The organism is Gimesia fumaroli (genome assembly GCF_007754425.1).
Lineage (GTDB): Bacteria > Planctomycetota > Planctomycetia > Planctomycetales > Planctomycetaceae > Gimesia > Gimesia fumaroli.
Genome location: NZ_CP037452.1, coordinates 1,187,626 through 1,206,456 on the forward strand (window position 1 = coordinate 1,187,626; position 18,831 = coordinate 1,206,456).

Sequence of the window (18,831 nt, forward strand, 5' to 3'; positions counted from 1 at the left end):
AGCTAGTCAAATGAAACGGGAAGATGACAAAGCCTCGTAATATCTCCCATTTCAGACGAAAAAATTCTCAGGCAAATCAGAGATTTTTTTAATTTTGTCTGAGAACAAATCAAATTGACTCAAAGGGGGGAATGTATTTGGCTGGACATCTCTCAAAATGCGAGGCTTCTGGAACTCTAAATGCTTCGAAAAAAACTTGAATGGACTGGTAGAACAATTGCCGAACATACACTGAATCTTCACACTTCAGAAACGCCTTCTTCATGATTGTGTCCATGCGTGACCAGACAAAGTCAGGCAGCGCAGAAGGAATCGAAGTCGAATCGGTGCCTGACTTGGTTGGCATCAGCACCTGTATCACTGCTGGGAGTTTGTTTTCGATAGGAGGTGGAGTACAGAAGAGGCGCGATTTCTGGTATGATGAACTGCTGGTTCATTACTTTGAAATTCCAGTGATTGACTTATTTTAGTTCGGGGAATGTCATGAGTGGGATCATCGGTCATACGATGTATGCGATATTGGCGGGGAAGGCGGCTGCCCAGAAGAAGCTGCCGATTGTCTCTGTGATCAATCAGCACTATGCCAGCTATCTGGCGGGTGCATATATGGGCTGTGATATACAGATCATGCCGGAAGCGGTTTGTGTTGACACCGGTCAGGAAGTCGGCTTTGGGACCGCGCCACTGGAACGCAGTCCGTTGACGGGCGGAGAAGTCAAACCATGGTCTTTGCAATTTGGAGACCGGGCCTATCGCCCTCGGGAAATACACCACCTGTTTTATGGGCGGGCGCATGTGGTCTTTGGCTGGCAGCCGGCAGAGCGAAAAAACACGGTGCCTTGGGATCACCTGCCGGACTATGCGGCGATGGTGTTTCAGGATGCAAAAGATTTGTATGGCCCCGGCGAACGCAAGCTGGCGTACCTGTTTGGCTGGTTGGCGCACATTGTGGGTGACAGCCTGATTAAATCGGTCCAGCCGGGGATTACGCTGGATCTGTTAGGGGGTAAATACACGCCGAAGAATCGACCGATTCAGGATCTGGTGACCTTTCACGAAGTCGGGCGGAAGGAATTGCGTTTGGACTGGGCCAGTCTGTTGAGTGATCTGGCAGAGACGCCGGTCGAACCGGTGCAGTTGCATTACATGCGTGTAGGACAGCCGCGCGGCATGTTAGCCGCTGATTTTCCGGATGCGTGGGCGCCACAGCATGAGCCGCTTTTGTTGCGCGTGCTGGCCGAGAACCGCCGCTATCAGAAAATACGCAATCCGCGGCTGATTAAAAAATATGCGTTGAAACAAAAAGGGGCCAGTTGGATTTGTGACGAAGAACTGAGCCGCACGACGGGGGGACTCTCGTACGCGGAAATGGTGGAAGTTGCGGACAAAGCAAATCTGCGACACGCACTCTGGGATATGGGCGAAGCGATTGCCGGATTATTCGAACAAGTCGTTGAGCGCGTACCTTATCTGCAAAGCTTGCCGGATACGACGGTTCCTGGTTGGGATGAGATTACGGTTCGCTGGAAAACGAAATCATGAGTGCTGTTCGTTTCTAGCTGAGCAGCACTATTGATTTGCAGTTTTCTTTTTGTTGGCTTCGTATTTTGCAATCCATTTTTCCGGATTGGCATCAAAGGCTTTGCGACAGCCACTGCAACAGACCCAGTAGGATTTTCCCTGATAGGTGACTTGCGAGGTTCCCAGTCCACCTGAGATCACACAGGTTTTATCACCATAATCGGAATCACTTTTGGCAAAGGAGGTTCCTTTGCGGCGCGTATTAATGGTGTCGATGCGGGCGTAACTGTCGCCGCGCAGATCATAAATTTCAAACATATAGCGATCGTTGTTCTGCTGGTTAAGAATAATCTGTGCATGTTTTTTTTCGTCCGCGGGTTCAACCATCGCCAGGCTCAGCTTGTACGTTGAGTGCATGACATTGGGATCATCATCGCCGGGTACCTTTTTAAGGGGGACAGAAAAATTACCTTCGTAGATTCGTTTCTTCCCCGCTTTGTCGGTGAGCGTCAACTGATACTTCTGTTTGTCTGTGAGATAGGTTAGTCGCGCGTCTTCATAGTAACGGCTTTTGTCGGCATTCATCACGAGCGCGGGTTGTGCGGGATTGGTTTGCAGATCCCAGACCCAGCCAAGTGTTTCCACCGAACTGAAGCCGCCAATTTTTTTGAATGTGGTGCCCCCCCATTCGCCGAGCATAATCTGCAGTGGTTTGAGAGCCTCAAGCACGTTGTCGAATTTTTGTTCGTCGGGGACTTCGGACCCTGTTGTCGTGGTGGGAGTGGAACCGCCGCCGAGAGTGATCGGCTGGAAGCGACGGGCCGGCTTGGTTTTTGGGGAATTCGTCTCACTGGCCAGATCACTTTCCATTTCGATGCCACCTCCTGAGCCCAGTTCAACGCCTCCGCCACCCAGGTCAACGGTGACTTCTTCCGGTGCATTTTGCGTATCCGATGAATCGGAACTGCAACCGACGCAGAAGATCAGGGACAAGGTCGAAACGAAAACAGATACAGAGTGCCTCAAATACATAGAAGATCGCTCCCAAACATGGAACAGGATTGCGCATGAAATTCGCGTCTGGTTTTACTGGTAAAACTCAAACGTTTTATTTGTAAAACAGTATAACAGTCTGTTCACGTTTCTGTCACGGTGAATTCAGTTATGAAAAAATATCTGCATTCCAGCGGAGGTCCTTTGTGTCTCGTCAGGATCAAGAGTACAATCGTTCGCTCAACGATTTATAAAGCGCGTATTTCGATTAGAAGTGAGGGCCGTGCCATGAGCACCACACCGTCGAACGACACAGAGTCAATGGAACTTGACCCTGTCTTTTTACACTCGAAACGCGAGGCTTGGATCATTCTGGGCCTATGGGTAGTCGCGTTATTGTGGGCAGTCCCCTATTGTTACATGAATGGTTATCAGACAGGCCTTGATCCTGAAACTGTGGAAACCACCATGGGGATTCCCAGTTGGGTCTTTTGGGGAATCGCCTTTCCCTGGCTGGTGGCTGATGTCTTCACAATCTGGTTCTGCCTGTTTTTTATGAAAGAAGACGACCTCGGAGTAGCTCACGAAGGTGAAGATCTCGCAGAAGAAATTGCTGAGATGCACGCAAAACAAGAGGATGCAACTGCCGGGGGGGATGAGTCTTGAATTTTCTATCTGATACCACTAACAGCCTGCCGCTTGTACTGGCAGCAGAAGGTTCCAATGCAGCGCTGGTCTCATTCTTAATCTATACGGCGGCTGTGTTTGTGCTGGCCGCTTTATCGAATCGCCTGTTGAAAAGCAAAAGCTTTTTGAGCGAATACTTTCTGGGAAGTCGTGGATTGGGCGTGTGGGCATTTGCTTTGACGTTTGCCGCGACCAGCAGTTCCGGTGGGAGCTTTACCGGATTTCCCTCTAAAATTTATACACATGGTTGGATTCTCGCACTGTGGATTGGCAGTTATATGGTCGTGCCGATTTGTACGATGGGCCTGATCGGTAAACGGCTGAACCAGGTCGCGCGGCGTTCGGGGTCGATCACGGTGCCGGATGTGATTCGTGATCGATTTCATAGTCAGATGCTCGGATTGATGGCCGTTTCGCTGATCGTGTTTTTCATGTCGATCAATCTGGTCGCACAATTCAAAGCGGGGAGTTTAATCCTGCAGACACTACTGGATGGAGTGACTGTGTTTGAAAGCACTGCAGGCAGCCTGGCGAATGCTGTCTCGGGGATTCCTTATTTAAACAGTGCGGAGAGTCCTGAATATCTGCTGTGCCTGCTCGTCTTTGGTATCGCTGTGATTCTCTATACTACCTATGGCGGTTTCCATGCCGTGGTCTGGACCGATGTGATGCAGGGGATTGTGATGGTGATTGGTGTGATCATCATGCTGCCTCTGGCGATTTCTCAGTCTGGAGGTTTGGAGCATACCACCAAGTTAATGGCGAAGATGACGCCGCCGCGGATATCGGCTGAAGATGAAGGGGGGATCACTCTGACGCTGGACAAACCCCGCGAGGAGTTACTGCGCATTGATGCGGGCACCTGGATCACCGACAAGCCGATTCCCGACTCAAATGTTCCCCTGCTATTTCGAGTGACGCGTGCCACTCAGATTCCAGCAGGTGAGACGACAGTGAATGAGGTCAAGGTTCTGCAATTGACAACACTGGATGATATCGAGCGCATTCTGGCACGCAGGGAGAGTGAAGAATTCCTGGAGGGAGTCCGTGTTTCGAACATTGACTTAAAAGCATATGCCTACGGAGAAGAGGGAACCCAGCAGGGGACCTATGTGGTCGGACCGGGGCCGAGCCCAAGCAGTTCCAGCGGTTTTTTGCCGTTGAGCCTGGCGATTTCCTTCTTCTTTATGTGGGCGATTTCGGGAACAGGTCAGCCGGCCAACATGGTGCGGTTGATGGCATTTCGCGATACCAAAACGCTGCAGCGTTCGATTTGTACGGTCGCCATTTATTACACGTTGATTTACTTTCCGCTCGTTTTGATCTTCTGTTGTGCCCGGGTTCTGCTTCCCGGAATGGAAGGCGACCCGGACAGTATCATGCCGAAAATGGCGGTCTTGCTGACTGATAATATCCAGATGGGCTGGCTGGCTGGTCTCCTGGTGGCTGCGCCCTTTGCTGCGGTCATGTCGACCGTGGACAGTTTTCTGTTGCTGATTTCTTCCGCCTGGGTTCGCGATGTGTATCAACGGAATCTGAATCCGGAAGCGAGTGAGCGAACGATCAAACTGTTAAGCTATCTGGTCACATTTGTGGTGGGAACCGCGGCGATGATCGTGGCGATTAACCCGCCTAAGTTCCTTCAGGATATTATCGTGTATGTGGGCAGTGGTCTGGCCGCGAGCTTCCTGGCGCCGATTGTTTACGGCTTGTATTGGAGACGCGTCAATGCCGCCGGTGCGATGGGGGCAATGCTGGGCGGGTTCTCCGTGCATCTGGCAATGTACGTCACCGGATTTTTTGTGAATGGCAGCTTCTTCAAGCCGTATCAGTTATTTAACTTTGATCCGATCATCATCGGACTGTCTGTCTCGTTCATCTCCGGATTTGTTGTCACTAAACTGACCGCCCCGCCTTCCGATGAACTGGTACATAAATATTTTTATACAACCAAAGCCAAGTCCTGATTTCGGCTTTGTGATTCAAACACTTTTCATCAGAGGATCATGCTATGGAATATATCGACGCACATTCGCATGTCTGGACTCCTGATATTAAAAAATATCCATTGGCGCCAGGGTACAAGGTCTCTGATATGCAGCCCCCCAGTTTTACTGCGGAAGAGCTGCAGGCACAGATGATGACCGTTGGCGTGAATCGGGTGGTGCTGATCCAGATGTCCTTCTACGGATTTGATAACAGCTACATGCTGGATTGCATGGCCAAGTATCCGGGCATGTTTTCGGGTGTGGCGGTGATCAATCAGAAGGGCGAGAATCCAACGCCGGAAATGCTCTCGCTGAAAAAGAAAGGCGTGCGTGGATTTCGCATCGCACCCAAAACCAAAAAGGTGGATGAGTGGCTGGACGGTGACTGCATGGAAGAGATGTGGAGTACCGGTGCCAAAGAAGGCATGGCGATGTGCTGCCTGATGAATCCCGACGGCTTGCCTGCTTTGGATAAGATGTGCCAGAAGCATCGAGATACGACCGTGGTGATTGACCATCTCGCCAGAATCGGCGTCACAGGTGAGATCGATCCGAAAGAAGTCGATCTGTTGTGCAAGATGTCCAAACATCCGAATGTGTATGTGAAAGTGTCCGCCTTTTATGCGTTGGGTAAGAAGAAGATGCCGTATCACGATCTGTTGCCGCTGATCAAAAAAGTGTATCAGGCGTTTGGTGCCAATCGCCTGATGTGGGCCACAGATTGTCCCTATCAGGTCCAGGGTGATCATTCTTATCAGGCATCCATCGGATTGATCCAGAACGGCTTGCCGTTTCTGTCTGCGAATGATAAAGAGTGGATTCTGGAAAAGACGGCGGAAAACGTGTTCTTCCAGGGTATTTAATTTTTAAACGAGTAATCAGGCCTTCTCATGGATGCATGTTACCAGATAGACGATACGAGTCAGATTATTTCGCCGGGAATGATTATTTTTAAGGATCTGCTTGAAGACAATCTGCGGAAGATGATCGAACTGGTGGGCGATCCCAGCCGATTACGCCCGCATTGCAAAACGCATAAAATGCGTGAAGTCATTCAGCTGGAGCTTTCGCTGGGAATCCTCAAGCATAAGGCAGCTACGTTTGCGGAAGCGGAAATGCTGGCGGAGGCAGGCGTCAAAGATATCTGTCTGGCTTATAACCTGGTGGGGCCGAACATTGCACGGGCCGTTGAGTTCCGCAAACGCTGGCCTGATGTGTCGCTGCAGGTCACAGCCGATCATCCAACGCCTGTCGAACAGTTGGGCGAAGCAATGACGGCGGCTGGAGTCGAGATCGAAGTTCTGCTCGATTTAAATACCGGGCAGAATCGAACAGGACTGGAACCTGGTGTTGCGGCGGTCGAATTATATCAGATGATTGCGAATACACCGGGACTGATTGCCGCAGGATTGCACGTGTATGACGGCCAGAATCATCAGGTCGATTTTCAGGAACGCAAAGAAGCGGTGCTCGCTGTATGGAACGATGTGAGTCAGCTTCGGGATCAGTTGCTTACCGAGGGCCTGAAGGTGTCTCGGATTGTGGCGGGTGCTACGGGCTCGTTCCCGATTTTCGCCGGTATCGATGATCCGGACATCGAAGTCTGCCCGGGAACCTGCGTGCTGCATGATGTAGGGTATGGTGAGTTATTTCCCGATCTGAAATTTACGCCTGCGGCTTTGGTTTTAACACGCGTGATCAGTCGCCCCGGGCCGGATCGGGTTACCTTCGATTTAGGCTACAAGGCAATTGCTTCTGACCCGGCGATGCAAAATCGCTGCCGGTTTCCCGAACTGCCGGATGCGAAAGCCGTATTACAGAATGAAGAGCATCTGGTTGTGATGACCGAGCGGGCGAACGAATTTCAACCTGGCGATGAACTACTGGCGATCCCCCGTCACGTCTGCCCCACTTCCGCCTTGCATAAATCGGTTACGGTGGTCAGTGGCGGGAAGGTCGTCGACCATTGGAACGTGGCTGCCCGCGATCGGTTCATCTCAGTCTAATCTTCGGCTTCCAAGTATTTCATCACTTATATAACTGTAAGGCGCGGAGGGTCTTTCCGCGAAGAAAATTTCGAACATGGCAGAGCTACGACAACAAACGGGAATTCCAGAACTGGATGAAATGCTCTCAGGAGGTTTATTGCCTGGCAAGTTGACGGTGGTGCTGGGCGCGACCGGCATTGGCAAAACGCAGCTGGGGCTGCAGTTCGCACAAGCGGGTTTGCAGCAGGAAGGGCAAGCCGGGATTCTGTTCGATATGGCAACCCGCGGTGATTCCCAAAGTCACAGCGACTATGCGGAGCGATTGTTTCAGTGGAAGCTGCGAGAACAGCTTGTTGATGCGCCGTTCGATCTGGATCAAATCTGGGATGCGGATCTGGCGCGGAAAGATTATCAGCATCTGTTTCGTCAATGCGGCCGCAGAGTGACCCGGCGTGATATGGAACTGGATGAGTGGAAAGAATGGAAGCTGGAATTTGTCAAAAAGTTGGATGCCGCAATTGCCTATTTCTACGCCAATTTTGTGCATGGAGTCCGGCGGACGGTGATTGACGGGATCGAGCCAACAGAGCGCGCCAGTGATTCGTTCCAGTTTCATGCCTTTGAATATGTGTATCACCAGATTTTGCGGAAAGAATGCGACTGGGTGGCCCGTGATCTGTTTCGTGCTCAGTTTCGCAGTCATCAAGCCGAGGTCGAACAGCACCGCTACGATTTTCAGCAGATCGGCTGTCTGTTATTGCTGACGACACACGAAGTGATGCTGGATGATTTAATTCAGCGTCCCATTGAAAGCGGCGATGTCTTATCCAACGCCAACACCATTATTCTGATGGGAAAAATTCGGGAAGGAAACCGGATGAGCCGGGCGCTGCACATCGCCAAACATCGGGGCAGTCCCGTCGATGAGTCGCTCGTGCCTTACGAGATTCAGGAGTCAGGGCTTCAACTCCTGAAGTAAATTCTGCTGACTGTCTGAGTTGGGAGGGATTTCACTGTTGGCTGTTTTTTGTCTTACTCCGCTATAACCGGACTGATCGTTTTTTCTGGAAGAGTCGCATCAGAGAATCATGAAATTGGTTTTCGAAGTTCAATTTAAGACCGTGCCTGCTTTTTCTCAAAGATAGATTTACTTGGATGATCCCGAGTTTGAACGGTAATCATCGGGTTTTCTAACTGAGAAACGATAGCAACAACAAAAAAAGAGGACGGTCATGTTAGTAGATAATCGAGTAGACCCCATTGATCTTGCTGATGCATTTGTACAACGTTTGGACCGATTACACTCTGCTCCGAAAGTCGCGCAACAGGTTTTGCAGTTAACGCGTGATCCCAACAGTAACATTGATGATATTGTGAAATGTGTCGAGCATGATCCAGGCTTGGCTGCCAAAATTCTGCAGGTCGTGAATTCATCCAAGTATGGCGTAGCCCGTCAGATTACGAGCATCAAACATGGCGTTTCCTATCTGGGAAAAGACGCGATTCGGATGTTGACGATCAGCTTTTCGATGGTGGAGTCGCTGACGAAACGAAGTAAAGGTCGCATCTTTTGTGACTATTGGCAACGTGCGTTGACGATTGCTTCGATCTCCTCTTATCTGGCCGATCACCATAAGTGTCTGAAAAAGGACGAAGCCTACACCGCAGGTTTGTTAGCCGATGTGGGAATTCTTGTGTTTTCCCAGGTCGAACGCGAACAATACAGTCTGATTTATGAGAGCTACCCGCATGGCGAAGCGCTGATCACGGGAGAACGCCAGTATTTTGGTTTTGATCATGCTTTGCTGGGAGCACGGCTGTTGGATCATTGGGATATTCCCGTGGAAATCGTGACCGCCGTCGAAAACCATCATGACACAAACCAGCATGGTTGTCCTCTGGGGGTTGCTTTGCGAACAGGGACTCTGCTCGCTGGCTCATTATGGAATATCGCATCAGAAGAGTATCTGGAAGCCGAAGATATCCTGCTCTCGTTTTTTGATCTTGATGAAGCACAGATCCAGAAATTAATTGCAGACTGTAAGCAAGATATTGCAGAGAGTGCCGAGTTCTTCGGAGTCAATCTGGAAGGGTGAAATTTTCTACCTCTTTTTTTTCTTTTGCCCAGTTTCTGTTTCATAAGCCTGCTTAATTGCCTGGATCAATTCTGTCTCGGTGTAGATGTAGCTCGTGGGTTGGTTAAATCCCTTGCCTGTCTTCGCCTGAGACAGGTACTTGCCGAGATTTTTCCCGCCTTTGGTGGTTGTCATGTATTCAATCATCGTGAAGCCACCCGGGGAATTGATAAAGTCCCGGATATTGCGTTTGCCATAAGGCATGGCCATCAGGCGGTCGAGGCGATCATAGCCTCCCGGCATTCGGGAAACGCGGCGCATAAACTTGAGTCCCTTCGGGGTACTCAATTGTCGTGAGAGATAATCAGTCTCTGCATGGATTCGTTTCAGAATATTTTTCTCTTCTTTGACGGTCCAATCCGCTTTCTGCAGCTGCCTGAAGAGAGGCTTGATTTTGTTGCGGGTGATAAAATCGCCCGGTTGGTAGCCTTTCCAGCCCGTAAAGTAATTCTGGACGATGGTGAGCACTTCTTCCAAAGGAGGCATTTCCTTTGATCCGGGAGTTTCGGGGACGATTTCCGGTAATGCCTCCTTTTCCTGCCCCTTTTTCTTCGGGTCTGCTGCAAAGACGGGCGTTGTCAGAACCAGGACGGCGATGATTAAGCCGCTGAATCGCTGATTGAGAAAAAATGGCATCAGTGGGTGCACTCCTGAAAGGTGACTCGGATAAGAAGACGGCTCTCAATGTGTATCGACCAGATCTTTCACTCAGTCCCAGACGAAAAGAATGATCGATTTGGCGAAACTGCTATCATAAGTTTACCCTGCTGTAGCAAAATGCGCTGTTTTTTTGTGGCAAAAGTGTATTGTCTTGCGTTATTGAATTGTGTGAGTTCAAAATAGGAAGTTTTGTGGTGATAGATGAGAGACAGGGTTCTTTCATGAAACTTTAAGGGTTATGATAATTATTTTAAATTTTCTGGATTTTCTGCCAACTGGAACCAGGTTTGCTGCGTATAATTAATAGTGAGATGGATGTAACTCGCTAATTTCTGAAATGTCAGGGCCGGTTAATTTTTCAAAGGAATGTACCCCGAAGAAAGGAGTCCATCAATGTTAGTACTGACGAGACGCAAGGATGAAGAGATCCTGATTAATGGCAACATTTCTGTCAAAGTGCTATCTGTTAAGGGAAACCGAGTTCGCCTGGGAGTTGAAGCTCCTGATGACGTGCAGGTGAATCGAGCTGAGATCCAAAAGTTTCTGGGACAGTTTGAAGTCGAGATGGAGAAGAAGACCGAGCGAGTTCCCGTTCAGAGCTGTGGTTTCTGAGCAATCAACCGGGTTGCTCAGCCGACTCTCTGGTCGCTGATTGATCAGTCATGATTCGTATGGCTGGTCTTCCAGGAACGTGTAAATGGACTTTTCTTTTCCGTTTTCACGATACGGCCCGAGTGTTTTTACCTACCCCCTTAAATGCCCCATTTTTACCAGGGGCATCCTGTAATACGTTCGAATACCAGCATTTGCTTTGAGCCAGGCCATTAATGCTGCCCATAAAAATGGGAGGAAAAGCTATTTTTCTTTCTCATGGATGTGAAAATGGGGTGTATGGTCTAAATTTTCCGATTAAATTAAAGATGCCTGTTAAAGAGGTCCGATAGACTTAAGGGGGGAAGTGTCTATCGAAACTCATTGTTCTCGTTGCCTTCAGATTGAGAAGTCTGTTTCAGCGGTTCAAGTCAGGTATCAAGATGATTTACGGCATGTACCTCTCAGCACAGGGAGCCGATGCAAATTCGGTTCGGCTCGATGTGCTCTCGAACAATATGGCGAACGCAAACACGACATCATTTAAACGTGATGTTCCGTTGTTTCGTATGAATCCTCCTCGAGATGAAAAGCAGGGGAACCTGAATCCGTTGCCCGGTGATTTAGAGAATCATACCGGCGGCATTACTCTGGAAGCCATTACAACAGACTTTGGAAATGGCTCTCTGATACCAACCGAAGGCGAATTTGACATCGCGCTCAAAGGTCCTGGTTTTTTTCAGGTTGGGAACAGGCAAGAATCCTTTCTGACTCGCAACGGATCGCTTTCCGTTGACGCTGATCGACGTCTCGTGACAGCAGACCAGGGGCTCCCCATTCTCTCAAAAGATGGGAACCCGATCGAAATTCCTCCCGAAGCGGTGCACGTAGAGATTGCCACAGATGGGTCTGTCGTTCCTTTTGCCAGCGGCGGGCAGTCTTTAGGGCCCGTTGGTCAATTGGCGGTGATGATGCCTTCCTCGCTCGATGATTTAGTCAAAGTGGGGAACAGTCTTTACACGACTGCGGGGCGCGTTGATCCTTCAAAAGAAGCTGTGAATATTCAGCAGGGGTTTCTGGAAGCGTCCGGTACGAACTCAGTCGAAGAGATGATGGAACTCGTCAGCACGACCCGGATGTTCGAATCCAATATCAACATGATCAAGTTACAGGATGATTCGTTGGGGCGATTACTGCAAAGTATGCCTCGCCGTTAAGAAAACAGTTTAAGAATTAAGTGAACCTGATGTAATCCGTTACACAGGCTGTGGGAGTAAGGAGACGACCAATGGCGATCAGAGCTTTATATACTAGTGCCTCGGGCATGGCTGTGAATGATTTCAATCTCGATACGATTGCCAACAATCTGGCCAATGCAGGTACGACTGCCTACAAGCAGAGCCGAGCGAATTTTGAAGACATTTTCTATGAGCACTTCAAGTTGCCTGGTGTGCAGGACAATGCCGGTAATATCACCCCCACAGGGATCAGTCTCGGTCTCGGGGCACGGGTTCAGAGTACGGAAGGTGACTTCAGCCAGGGATCTATCTTACCTACCGATGGTACATATGACATGGCGATTGTCGGCGATGGTTTCTTTCAGGTGAATGACGGAACCCAGACACTTTATACCCGCGCCGGAAACTTTGCATTGAATGCGAATGGGAATATCGTAATGGCGTCTGCAGATAAAGGTTATCTGCTGGAGCCAAACATTTCGATTCCCCAGGATGCGATCAATGTTTCAATCTCGGGAGATGGCGTTGTCAGTTATCAGCAGCAGGGATCAACTCAGATTCAGATTGCCGGCAATATTCAAATTGCCAGATTTATTAACAATCAGGGTTTACTCCGACAGGGAGACAACCTGTTTACCGAAACAACGGGATCTGGAAATGCTCAGGTAGGCGATCCGGGGACAGAAGGTCGAGGTCAGTTGCGTCAGGGATTTCTGGAACAATCGAATGTGGAACCAGTTCGTGAGTTAGTCGAACTGATCAAAACGCAGAGAAATTTTGAATTGAACAGTCAGGTAGTTCAGGCAGCAGACCAGGCTTTACAGACTGTCGCCAACATGCGTCGTTTCTAATCTGATCATACTCCAATATTACCAATACAAAGTTTATATTTTTATGTCTCGTTTTTGGATCAATTCGTGTTTGAGCTGTTTACTGGTCTTCTGCTGTTTGAGCAGAGGAGCCGAGTTGAACGCGGAGATCCTGCGACTAAAGTCGGCAGCTGTTGTTGATTCACCGATTGTACGTCTGGGAGACGTTGCCGATGTTCTGAATGCCGATCCGGAACAGGCTGCCCGCATGGAGCAGATGACTTTGTTGCCCGCACCATCAAAGGGACGAACTCGTGTGATCACCATATCTGAGATTCGCAGTCGATTGCAGGCACTGGGTGTGGATCTCAGTCGGCTGGAACTGACGGGAAGGAGTCAGGTACGCGTTACTTTGAAAGAGGCATCCAAAACGGCAGCCGCGAATCCTGTGACAACACAACAGAGCATTCAAAAAGCAGAAGAAAAAGTACAACTGGCATTGTCAGGCTGGATCAAGCGATATTACCCCGATGCGAGTGCTTTTACACTTACTATACGGGTTCAGCCAGTAGATGCTCCAGTGATTCTTTCCAATCGCGCCGATACATTTCGGTTTCCTGATCTGAACCGGTTTGCGGAGACAGAGCAGGTTGTTAGCCTGAATTTTCTTGATACTCAGGGGACGGTACGTCAGGTACGCGTTTTTTGTCGGATCCAAAATGTACCCGAAATTCTGGCAGCCAAGTATTCCTTGAATAAAGGGACCGTGATTCGGGCAGATGATCTAGTGTGGGTCAGACCTGAGAAAAACCAGGAAGGCATCACTGATCCCCGGTTGGTTATTGGTCGGGAACTGACACGGACGGTGCACCAGTCGAATGTGATGCGGAGCCAGGATCTGATGGAAGTGCCTCTGGTACGTGATAATGCCATCGTGACGGTCTATGCACGACGTGGTGGGATTAGCGTCAAACGAGAAATGCGAGCACGCGGCACGGGTGGGATGGGTGACTCCATCACTCTGATTGCCCTCGAAGGCCGCGATCGTTTGGCGGCGACCATTACTGGTTACAATCAAGCCGAAGTCAATTACCGGCCTGCCAGTGAAATCCAACGTTCAGCAGGAATTCAGTTCATTTCGGGGACGGCAGAACCGAGTGGAAGTATTCAGCGTACCGGTGGACTCCGTAAGACAACGAGACCAGTGATTCGAAGAGGGGGAATTCGAAGATGAAGCGCAATAGCACAAAGCGACAATCTGTTATAGATATTCATGGAATCAGAGAGCGAATCTGTCAACGGCAAGGGCTGTCGGCAGTATTACGGGAGGCGATTTCCCTGGGATGTATCGTATTGTTTTGTTCCTCAGTTGCTCAGGCACAATCTCCAGCAGTGCCGGGAGCAGTTGAAGCAAATCCGAACACGACAACTCGATCATCCCAGGGTACTTCCGCCGCCAATGATTCAGGGCAAATACAATCACCCAGAATCAAGCGACAGAGGCAAACGGAACGAGTGGCAGCCCAGGTGGATGAGTTCGGGTTTTCATCCGAGCCACTGAAGCTGACTTCTTCACTGGCAAACACGTTTGGCCAGGGAGATTTATACACGTCCTCTCGCAAACCGCCGTTGATTCGGGATTATTCTCTGATCTATGTACCGGCTCCGGAACCGATTGTTGTGAAAGTTCACGATATCATTTCGATTCTGGTTGATGAAAAATCGAGTGTAACAGTCGATTCCCGCTTTAACCGGAATCGTACTGAGACATTGAAAGCCGAGTTGAAAGAATTCATGCGGATCAATGAAATGGGCAACCTGGCACCAGCTGCCTTGAACAGCCCGAAAATCGATACTCAGTTGCAGGGCCGATTACAGAGTACCGGTCAGTTGGCAGACCGTGAAGGGATTCAATATCGCATCGCGGCGATCGTTGTTGATATTCGACCGAACGGGAATCTGATTCTGGAAGCCCGTAAAAGCATTCGTACGAATCGCGATGTCTGGGAGTATCGTTTGACGGGAGAAATTCGCAGTAAAGATGTAAACCGTGACAATACGGCGTTAAGCGAAAATATTGCGAATCTGAATATTGAGAAACATCAGCGAGGTAAAGTCTATCAGAGTACGAAGCGTCCCTGGGGCGTTGTGTTGTACGACTGGTTCTTTCCTTTTTAAACCAATGTTTTTATGTTGATCTACCTCGAGAAGGTGTTATGAAAATCCGGCCATTCCAATCTGTTGTTATGCTGATTCTTTCAGTCTGTTTCCTGCAGTCTACTGCCACGGAACTCCGGGCGCGTACGCGAATCGAAAATATCTGTACTGTGTACGGAATGAAAGAAATCAAGTTGACAGGCATGGGGCTGGTAGTCGGTTTGGATGGAACCGGCGATGGAGGCAAAAATCTGCCAACCATTCGCAGCCTGGCAGCCGCATTGAAACATTTGAATAATCCGGTGGTTGATTTAAAAGACCTGGCTGCTGCTAATAATGTGGCGTTGGTCATGATCGAAGCCACTATCCCCTCAAGCGGAATTCGCAAAGGGCAGAAACTCGATTGTTTTGTCAGCTCGATGCTGGGGGCCAAAAGTTTGCGTGGCGGACGTTTGCTAGTCGCCCCAGTGGCGACTCCGGAAATCGGAAATGGGATCGGTGCCGGGCTCTGTTCGGGAGCGGTGATTCTGGAAGATGAAACCTCGCTGGCCACCGGCAAGATTATCAACGGACTGGTCATGGAACGGGATTTCGATCTTCCGTTTATTGATCGTAGAACACGTTCGATCACGCTGCTGGTAGACAGGCATCATGCCGGTTTTCATACCGCCAGTGAAGTCGCACGTGTGATTAACTCGGAATTCAGTTTCGAAGCGGGAAATCAGGCACTGGCGATTGCACAGGGGCCGGGAAGAGTTTTTATCCGGATTCCCAAACAGTACATGGAGTCGCCCGTCGAATTCGTAGCAGCCGTGATGGAAGTGGGCATTGATCGCCCCCATCAGCAGGCACGTGTTGTGGTGAATCCAAAATCACAAACGGTTGTTGTGACCGGTGAAGTGGAAATCAGTCCGGTCGTGATTTCACATAAGAATCTGACTGTGGGTGTAGGAAATGTTGAGGGGGGATTACCGGGAGGTTTTGTGCCTGTCGTTGATCAGCAGGGACAACAGAGTACACAACGCCTGCAGCAGTTAGTCGAAGCTTTGAATCAATTGCGCGTTCCGACCGAAGATGTCATCAGCATCATTCGCGAGTTGCATCGTTCGGGAAAACTGCATGCCGAGTATGACGAGCATTGATCATCGCTGATGTTTTTAAATCTCCCGTTTGTTTAAACCTTTTTTCAGGGAAAACCAGTCATGACCCCCTTGTCTGGAATTCAACCATCGCTCAACCAAACGACCTTATTATCAGAGGCGGCCAATGCGCCCAAGGGATTAGGTCAGGCAAACCAAAACTCTTCTGAACTGAAAGAGACATTTCAGGATTTTGTTGCCGGTACGTTTTACAAACAGATGTTCAAGGCGTTTCGGTCTGCCCAAAATAAGCCTGCCTATTTTCATGGCGGTCAGGCAGAAGAGATGTTTCAGGCTCAACTCGATCAGCAGATCTCAGAAGACCTTGCCAAAGGTCAGGGTGGTGCGTTCTCAGATACGCTGTTTTCGGCATTTTCGCGACAATTGAACGCACAATCTGTGCAATCGCTGGAAACCGCTCCCAGTGCAACACCTTAATTAGTCAGGTTTTACAACTCTAAAAAAGGATTCTGGTTAAATCAGACGCGAGAGATGGATCGATTGTGCCGATTATAACGATAGGCGATTTTCTCCGCTCTGCGGGGCGGAATATGTAATCCGGGAGAAAGGGGGCTCCCATGCATGCAGAACAGACTGCGTCTACGCAGGCCAATTATCAGCAATTGCAGGGGCAGTTGGTTGGGGTCATCAAGGATTTAGAGCCCATCCAAAAACAGTTGCTCGCACTGTATCAGGAAAAGTCGAAAGCGCTCAAGCAGGTTGACGTCAAACAGATTGACCGGCTGGCCTTGGCCGAAGAAGAACTGACGCGGGAGCTGCAATTCGTATTGCTCCGACGACAGCAATTGCTTCAGTCCGCCGAACAGCAGGGATTGCCTTCGGGCTCGCTGCAGGAATTGCTCACCGGCATGGGGGTGCCTGAAAGTGCCGCCATTTTTCAGCAGATCGAGGAAGCGCAAGAACGCTCAAAGAAATTACGTCATGAGAGCTGGGTGCAGTGGATTGTTTCACAACGTTCGTATCAGCACTATTCGCAGATTCTGGAACTGATTGCTCACTCAGGACAAAAAGTTCCCACCTATTCACACGGGCAAAATGAAAGCAGTACAGGGGGGGCGATTTTTGACGCATCGGCTTAAGTTCTTCTCTCCATGTTTGGAGGTCGAATGGATGCGTTAAGATTGCGTCATTCGTTACGGGATACTCGCTATGGGACTTAATGCAGCGCTATCAATGGCCAAGCAGTCGCTTGAAATATTCGGGACCGGGATCCAGGTCTCCGGCCAGAATATTTCCAATGCGGGCACTCCCGGTTACATCCGTGAAGAATTAGTTCTCAACGCTGCCGATCCGTTTCGACAGGGGGCACTCGTTCTGGGGACGGGGGTTGAAGTCTCCGGGATTCAGCAGCAGATAGACCTGTTTCTGGAAACGAGAATTCATTCTGCAAATACGGAATACTCATCGATTGAAGAACGAAACCTGATTTATAAACAGCTGGAGGCTGAGTTAAGGGAACTGACAGAAGGCGACCTTTCCTCGGGCATGAATGAGTTTTTAGCGACCATCAATAATGTCGTGAATCAGCCGAATTCGATTCCGGATCGTGAATTTGTCATCAATGAAGCGGAAAAGTTTGCTGCGGAAATCAGCTCGTTGCGCCTGCGTGTGAATGATCTCCGGGAAGTGCAGTCGGTGAATGTTGAGAATCTGGTCAAAGAAGCCAATGAGCTGATTGATACGATCATTGAACTGAATCCCAAGATTTCCAAACTGGAAGCTTCCGGTCTGCTGCAAAGCGACGCTGGCGCACTCAGAACGCAACGTTATACTGCACTGAATCGACTTTCCGAATTGATTCCCATTCGCTATCGCGAACGTACCGATGGTGCCATTGATTTATTTACCGGTTCCGATTATCTGGTTCTGGCGGGATCCTCTCAGAAGCTGACGTTAGAAACGGGGACTGATCGCGGTGTCGTGACTCATGAAGTGCTACTCTCGCGGACGAACAGTAATATTTCGCGTACGGGTGGCGAGTTGAAAGGAGTGATCGAAGGCCGAGATGATATTCTGGGCAGCTTCGTTGATCAGCTGGATACATACACTTCGAATTTGATTTTTGAGTTTAACAAAATTCATGCGTCTGGTGAGGGGACGGCTGGTTTTGAACAATTGACGGCGGCGTCCAGTGCACTTGATCCGACGGCTACCTTGAATTCCACGCAGTCCGGGCTTCCTTTTCAGGCAACGCATGGCAGTTTTCAGATCAAGGTGACGAACAAAACCACGGGGTTATCCAATACGACGACGATTAACGTTGACTTGGATGGCATCGGCGCTGATACCACCTTGAACAGTCTCTCAGCAGCCATTGGTGGCGTCGCTAATTTGAGTTCTTCGGTTTCTACCGATGGACGACTCTCGATTACTGCCGGCTCTGATTACGAATTTCGTTTTTCCAATGACAGTAGTGGTGCCTTGGCTGCGATTGGCATTAATACCCTGTTCACAGGGGCTGACTCCAGTGATATTCAAATCAATTCGGTCGTCCAGCAGAATCAGCAGTTTCTGGCAACCGGTCAGGGAGGAGGTCCCTCTGACGGAAGCAACGCCGTCCTGCTGGCTGCTTTTGCAGAGAATCCGGTTGATTCTCTGGGGGGGATCAGTCTGGATGGATATTACGAAAAAGTCGTCTCGAACATCGCCCAGGCTTCTGCTTCTGAGGCCGCACTATCCGAAGGTGCGCTCGCTTTCAGAGAATCTCTGCTGGGGCAGCGCGAGCAGTTTTCCGGCGTCAGTATTGACGAAGAAACAATCAATGTTTTGACGTATCAGCGAGCCTATCAGTCGGCAGCACGGCTGGTCAGCACGATCGATGAGTTGTTTACGATTTTACTTAATATTTGAAAGCGAAGTTTTTGAGATCAAAGCTGTTCTCTCTTTCTGTTTCGTTGACTCTTT

19 protein-coding genes are annotated in these 18,831 nt (G+C 49.6%); 17 read left to right on the forward strand and 2 right to left on the reverse strand.

Annotated features, from left to right (window positions below):
* The first annotated feature begins 275 nt into the window (after positions 1-275).
* Together Enr17x_RS29915 and Enr17x_RS04625 are read left to right on the forward strand one after the other, a co-directional pair.
* The gene (locus tag Enr17x_RS29915; RefSeq protein WP_145306343.1) at positions 276-470 is read left to right on the forward strand and encodes a hypothetical protein; all 195 of its coding nucleotides are present in this window, start codon (positions 276-278) and stop codon (positions 468-470) included.
* Between the two features lie 13 nt (positions 471-483).
* Positions 484-1,542: a hypothetical protein gene (locus Enr17x_RS04625; RefSeq protein WP_145306345.1), complete on the forward strand. Its 1,059-nt coding sequence runs from the start codon at positions 484-486 to the stop codon at positions 1,540-1,542.
* A gap of 27 nt (positions 1,543-1,569) precedes the next feature.
* On the opposite strand, the gene Enr17x_RS04630 is transcribed toward Enr17x_RS04625, so the two are convergent.
* Entirely contained in the window at positions 1,570-2,553 is a 984-nt protein-coding gene (locus tag Enr17x_RS04630; protein ID WP_145306347.1) for a hypothetical protein, read from the reverse strand.
* Between the two features lie 249 nt (positions 2,554-2,802).
* Here Enr17x_RS04630 and Enr17x_RS04635 point away from each other — a divergent pair, with 249 nt between their 5' ends.
* The 6 genes from Enr17x_RS04635 (at position 2,803) to Enr17x_RS04660 (ending at position 9,273) form a co-directional block, all read left to right on the forward strand.
* On the forward strand, positions 2,803-3,180 hold the full coding sequence (locus Enr17x_RS04635; protein ID WP_145306349.1) for a DUF997 family protein: 378 nt from the start codon (positions 2,803-2,805) through the stop codon (positions 3,178-3,180).
* The gene (locus Enr17x_RS04640; RefSeq protein WP_145306351.1) at positions 3,177-5,168 is read left to right on the forward strand and encodes a sodium:solute symporter family transporter; all 1,992 of its coding nucleotides are present in this window, start codon (positions 3,177-3,179) and stop codon (positions 5,166-5,168) included. The genes Enr17x_RS04635 and Enr17x_RS04640 overlap by 4 nt, the downstream gene beginning before the upstream one ends.
* A gap of 44 nt (positions 5,169-5,212) precedes the next feature.
* Positions 5,213-6,052, forward strand: a complete 840-nt coding sequence (locus Enr17x_RS04645; RefSeq protein ID WP_145306354.1) for an amidohydrolase family protein — start codon at positions 5,213-5,215, stop codon at positions 6,050-6,052.
* Between the two features lie 27 nt (positions 6,053-6,079).
* Positions 6,080-7,195 carry a D-TA family PLP-dependent enzyme gene (locus Enr17x_RS04650; protein WP_145306356.1) on the forward strand — a complete coding sequence of 372 codons (1,116 nt, stop codon included), beginning with the start codon at positions 6,080-6,082 and terminating at the stop codon, positions 7,193-7,195.
* A gap of 76 nt (positions 7,196-7,271) precedes the next feature.
* Positions 7,272-8,156 carry an RAD55 family ATPase gene (locus Enr17x_RS04655; RefSeq protein ID WP_145306358.1) on the forward strand — a complete coding sequence of 295 codons (885 nt, stop codon included), beginning with the start codon at positions 7,272-7,274 and terminating at the stop codon, positions 8,154-8,156.
* A 253-nt stretch (positions 8,157-8,409) separates the two neighbouring features.
* Entirely contained in the window at positions 8,410-9,273 is an 864-nt protein-coding gene (locus tag Enr17x_RS04660) for an HDOD domain-containing protein (RefSeq protein ID WP_145306360.1), read from the forward strand.
* Between the two features lie 6 nt (positions 9,274-9,279).
* Here the strand turns inward: Enr17x_RS04660 and Enr17x_RS04665 are convergent, their stop codons facing one another.
* On the reverse strand, positions 9,280-9,948 hold the full coding sequence (locus Enr17x_RS04665) for a hypothetical protein (protein WP_145306362.1): 669 nt from the start codon (positions 9,946-9,948) through the stop codon (positions 9,280-9,282).
* Positions 9,949-10,365: 417 nt separating this feature from the next.
* Between Enr17x_RS04665 and csrA the strand changes: the two genes are divergently transcribed.
* From csrA to flgK, 9 genes are all read left to right on the forward strand, one after another.
* Positions 10,366-10,584 carry a carbon storage regulator CsrA gene (csrA, locus tag Enr17x_RS04670; RefSeq protein WP_145306364.1) on the forward strand — a complete coding sequence of 73 codons (219 nt, stop codon included), beginning with the start codon at positions 10,366-10,368 and terminating at the stop codon, positions 10,582-10,584.
* Between the two features lie 422 nt (positions 10,585-11,006).
* The gene (locus Enr17x_RS04675; RefSeq protein ID WP_145306366.1) at positions 11,007-11,780 is read left to right on the forward strand and encodes a flagellar hook-basal body protein; all 774 of its coding nucleotides are present in this window, start codon (positions 11,007-11,009) and stop codon (positions 11,778-11,780) included.
* Between the two features lie 71 nt (positions 11,781-11,851).
* Positions 11,852-12,652 carry a flagellar basal-body rod protein FlgG gene (gene flgG / locus Enr17x_RS04680; RefSeq protein ID WP_145306367.1) on the forward strand — a complete coding sequence of 267 codons (801 nt, stop codon included), beginning with the start codon at positions 11,852-11,854 and terminating at the stop codon, positions 12,650-12,652.
* 115 nt (positions 12,653-12,767) lie between these two features.
* Positions 12,768-13,844 carry a flagellar basal body P-ring formation chaperone FlgA gene (gene flgA / locus Enr17x_RS04685; RefSeq protein ID WP_198000970.1) on the forward strand — a complete coding sequence of 359 codons (1,077 nt, stop codon included), beginning with the start codon at positions 12,768-12,770 and terminating at the stop codon, positions 13,842-13,844.
* On the forward strand, positions 13,841-14,788 hold the full coding sequence (locus tag Enr17x_RS04690) for a flagellar basal body L-ring protein FlgH (RefSeq protein WP_145306370.1): 948 nt from the start codon (positions 13,841-13,843) through the stop codon (positions 14,786-14,788). The genes flgA and Enr17x_RS04690 overlap by 4 nt, the downstream gene beginning before the upstream one ends.
* Before the next feature lie 38 nt (positions 14,789-14,826).
* A complete protein-coding gene (locus tag Enr17x_RS04695; RefSeq protein WP_145306371.1) occupies positions 14,827-15,909 on the forward strand; it encodes a flagellar basal body P-ring protein FlgI in 1,083 nt (360 codons plus the stop codon).
* Between the two features lie 60 nt (positions 15,910-15,969).
* Positions 15,970-16,344, forward strand: a complete 375-nt coding sequence (locus Enr17x_RS04700; protein ID WP_145306373.1) for a rod-binding protein — start codon at positions 15,970-15,972, stop codon at positions 16,342-16,344.
* A gap of 140 nt (positions 16,345-16,484) precedes the next feature.
* Positions 16,485-17,006, forward strand: a complete 522-nt coding sequence (flgN, locus tag Enr17x_RS04705; protein ID WP_145306375.1) for a flagellar export chaperone FlgN — start codon at positions 16,485-16,487, stop codon at positions 17,004-17,006.
* Positions 17,007-17,076: 70 nt separating this feature from the next.
* The gene (flgK, locus tag Enr17x_RS04710; protein WP_232100947.1) at positions 17,077-18,777 is read left to right on the forward strand and encodes a flagellar hook-associated protein FlgK; all 1,701 of its coding nucleotides are present in this window, start codon (positions 17,077-17,079) and stop codon (positions 18,775-18,777) included.
* Positions 18,778-18,831 lie beyond the last annotated feature (54 nt).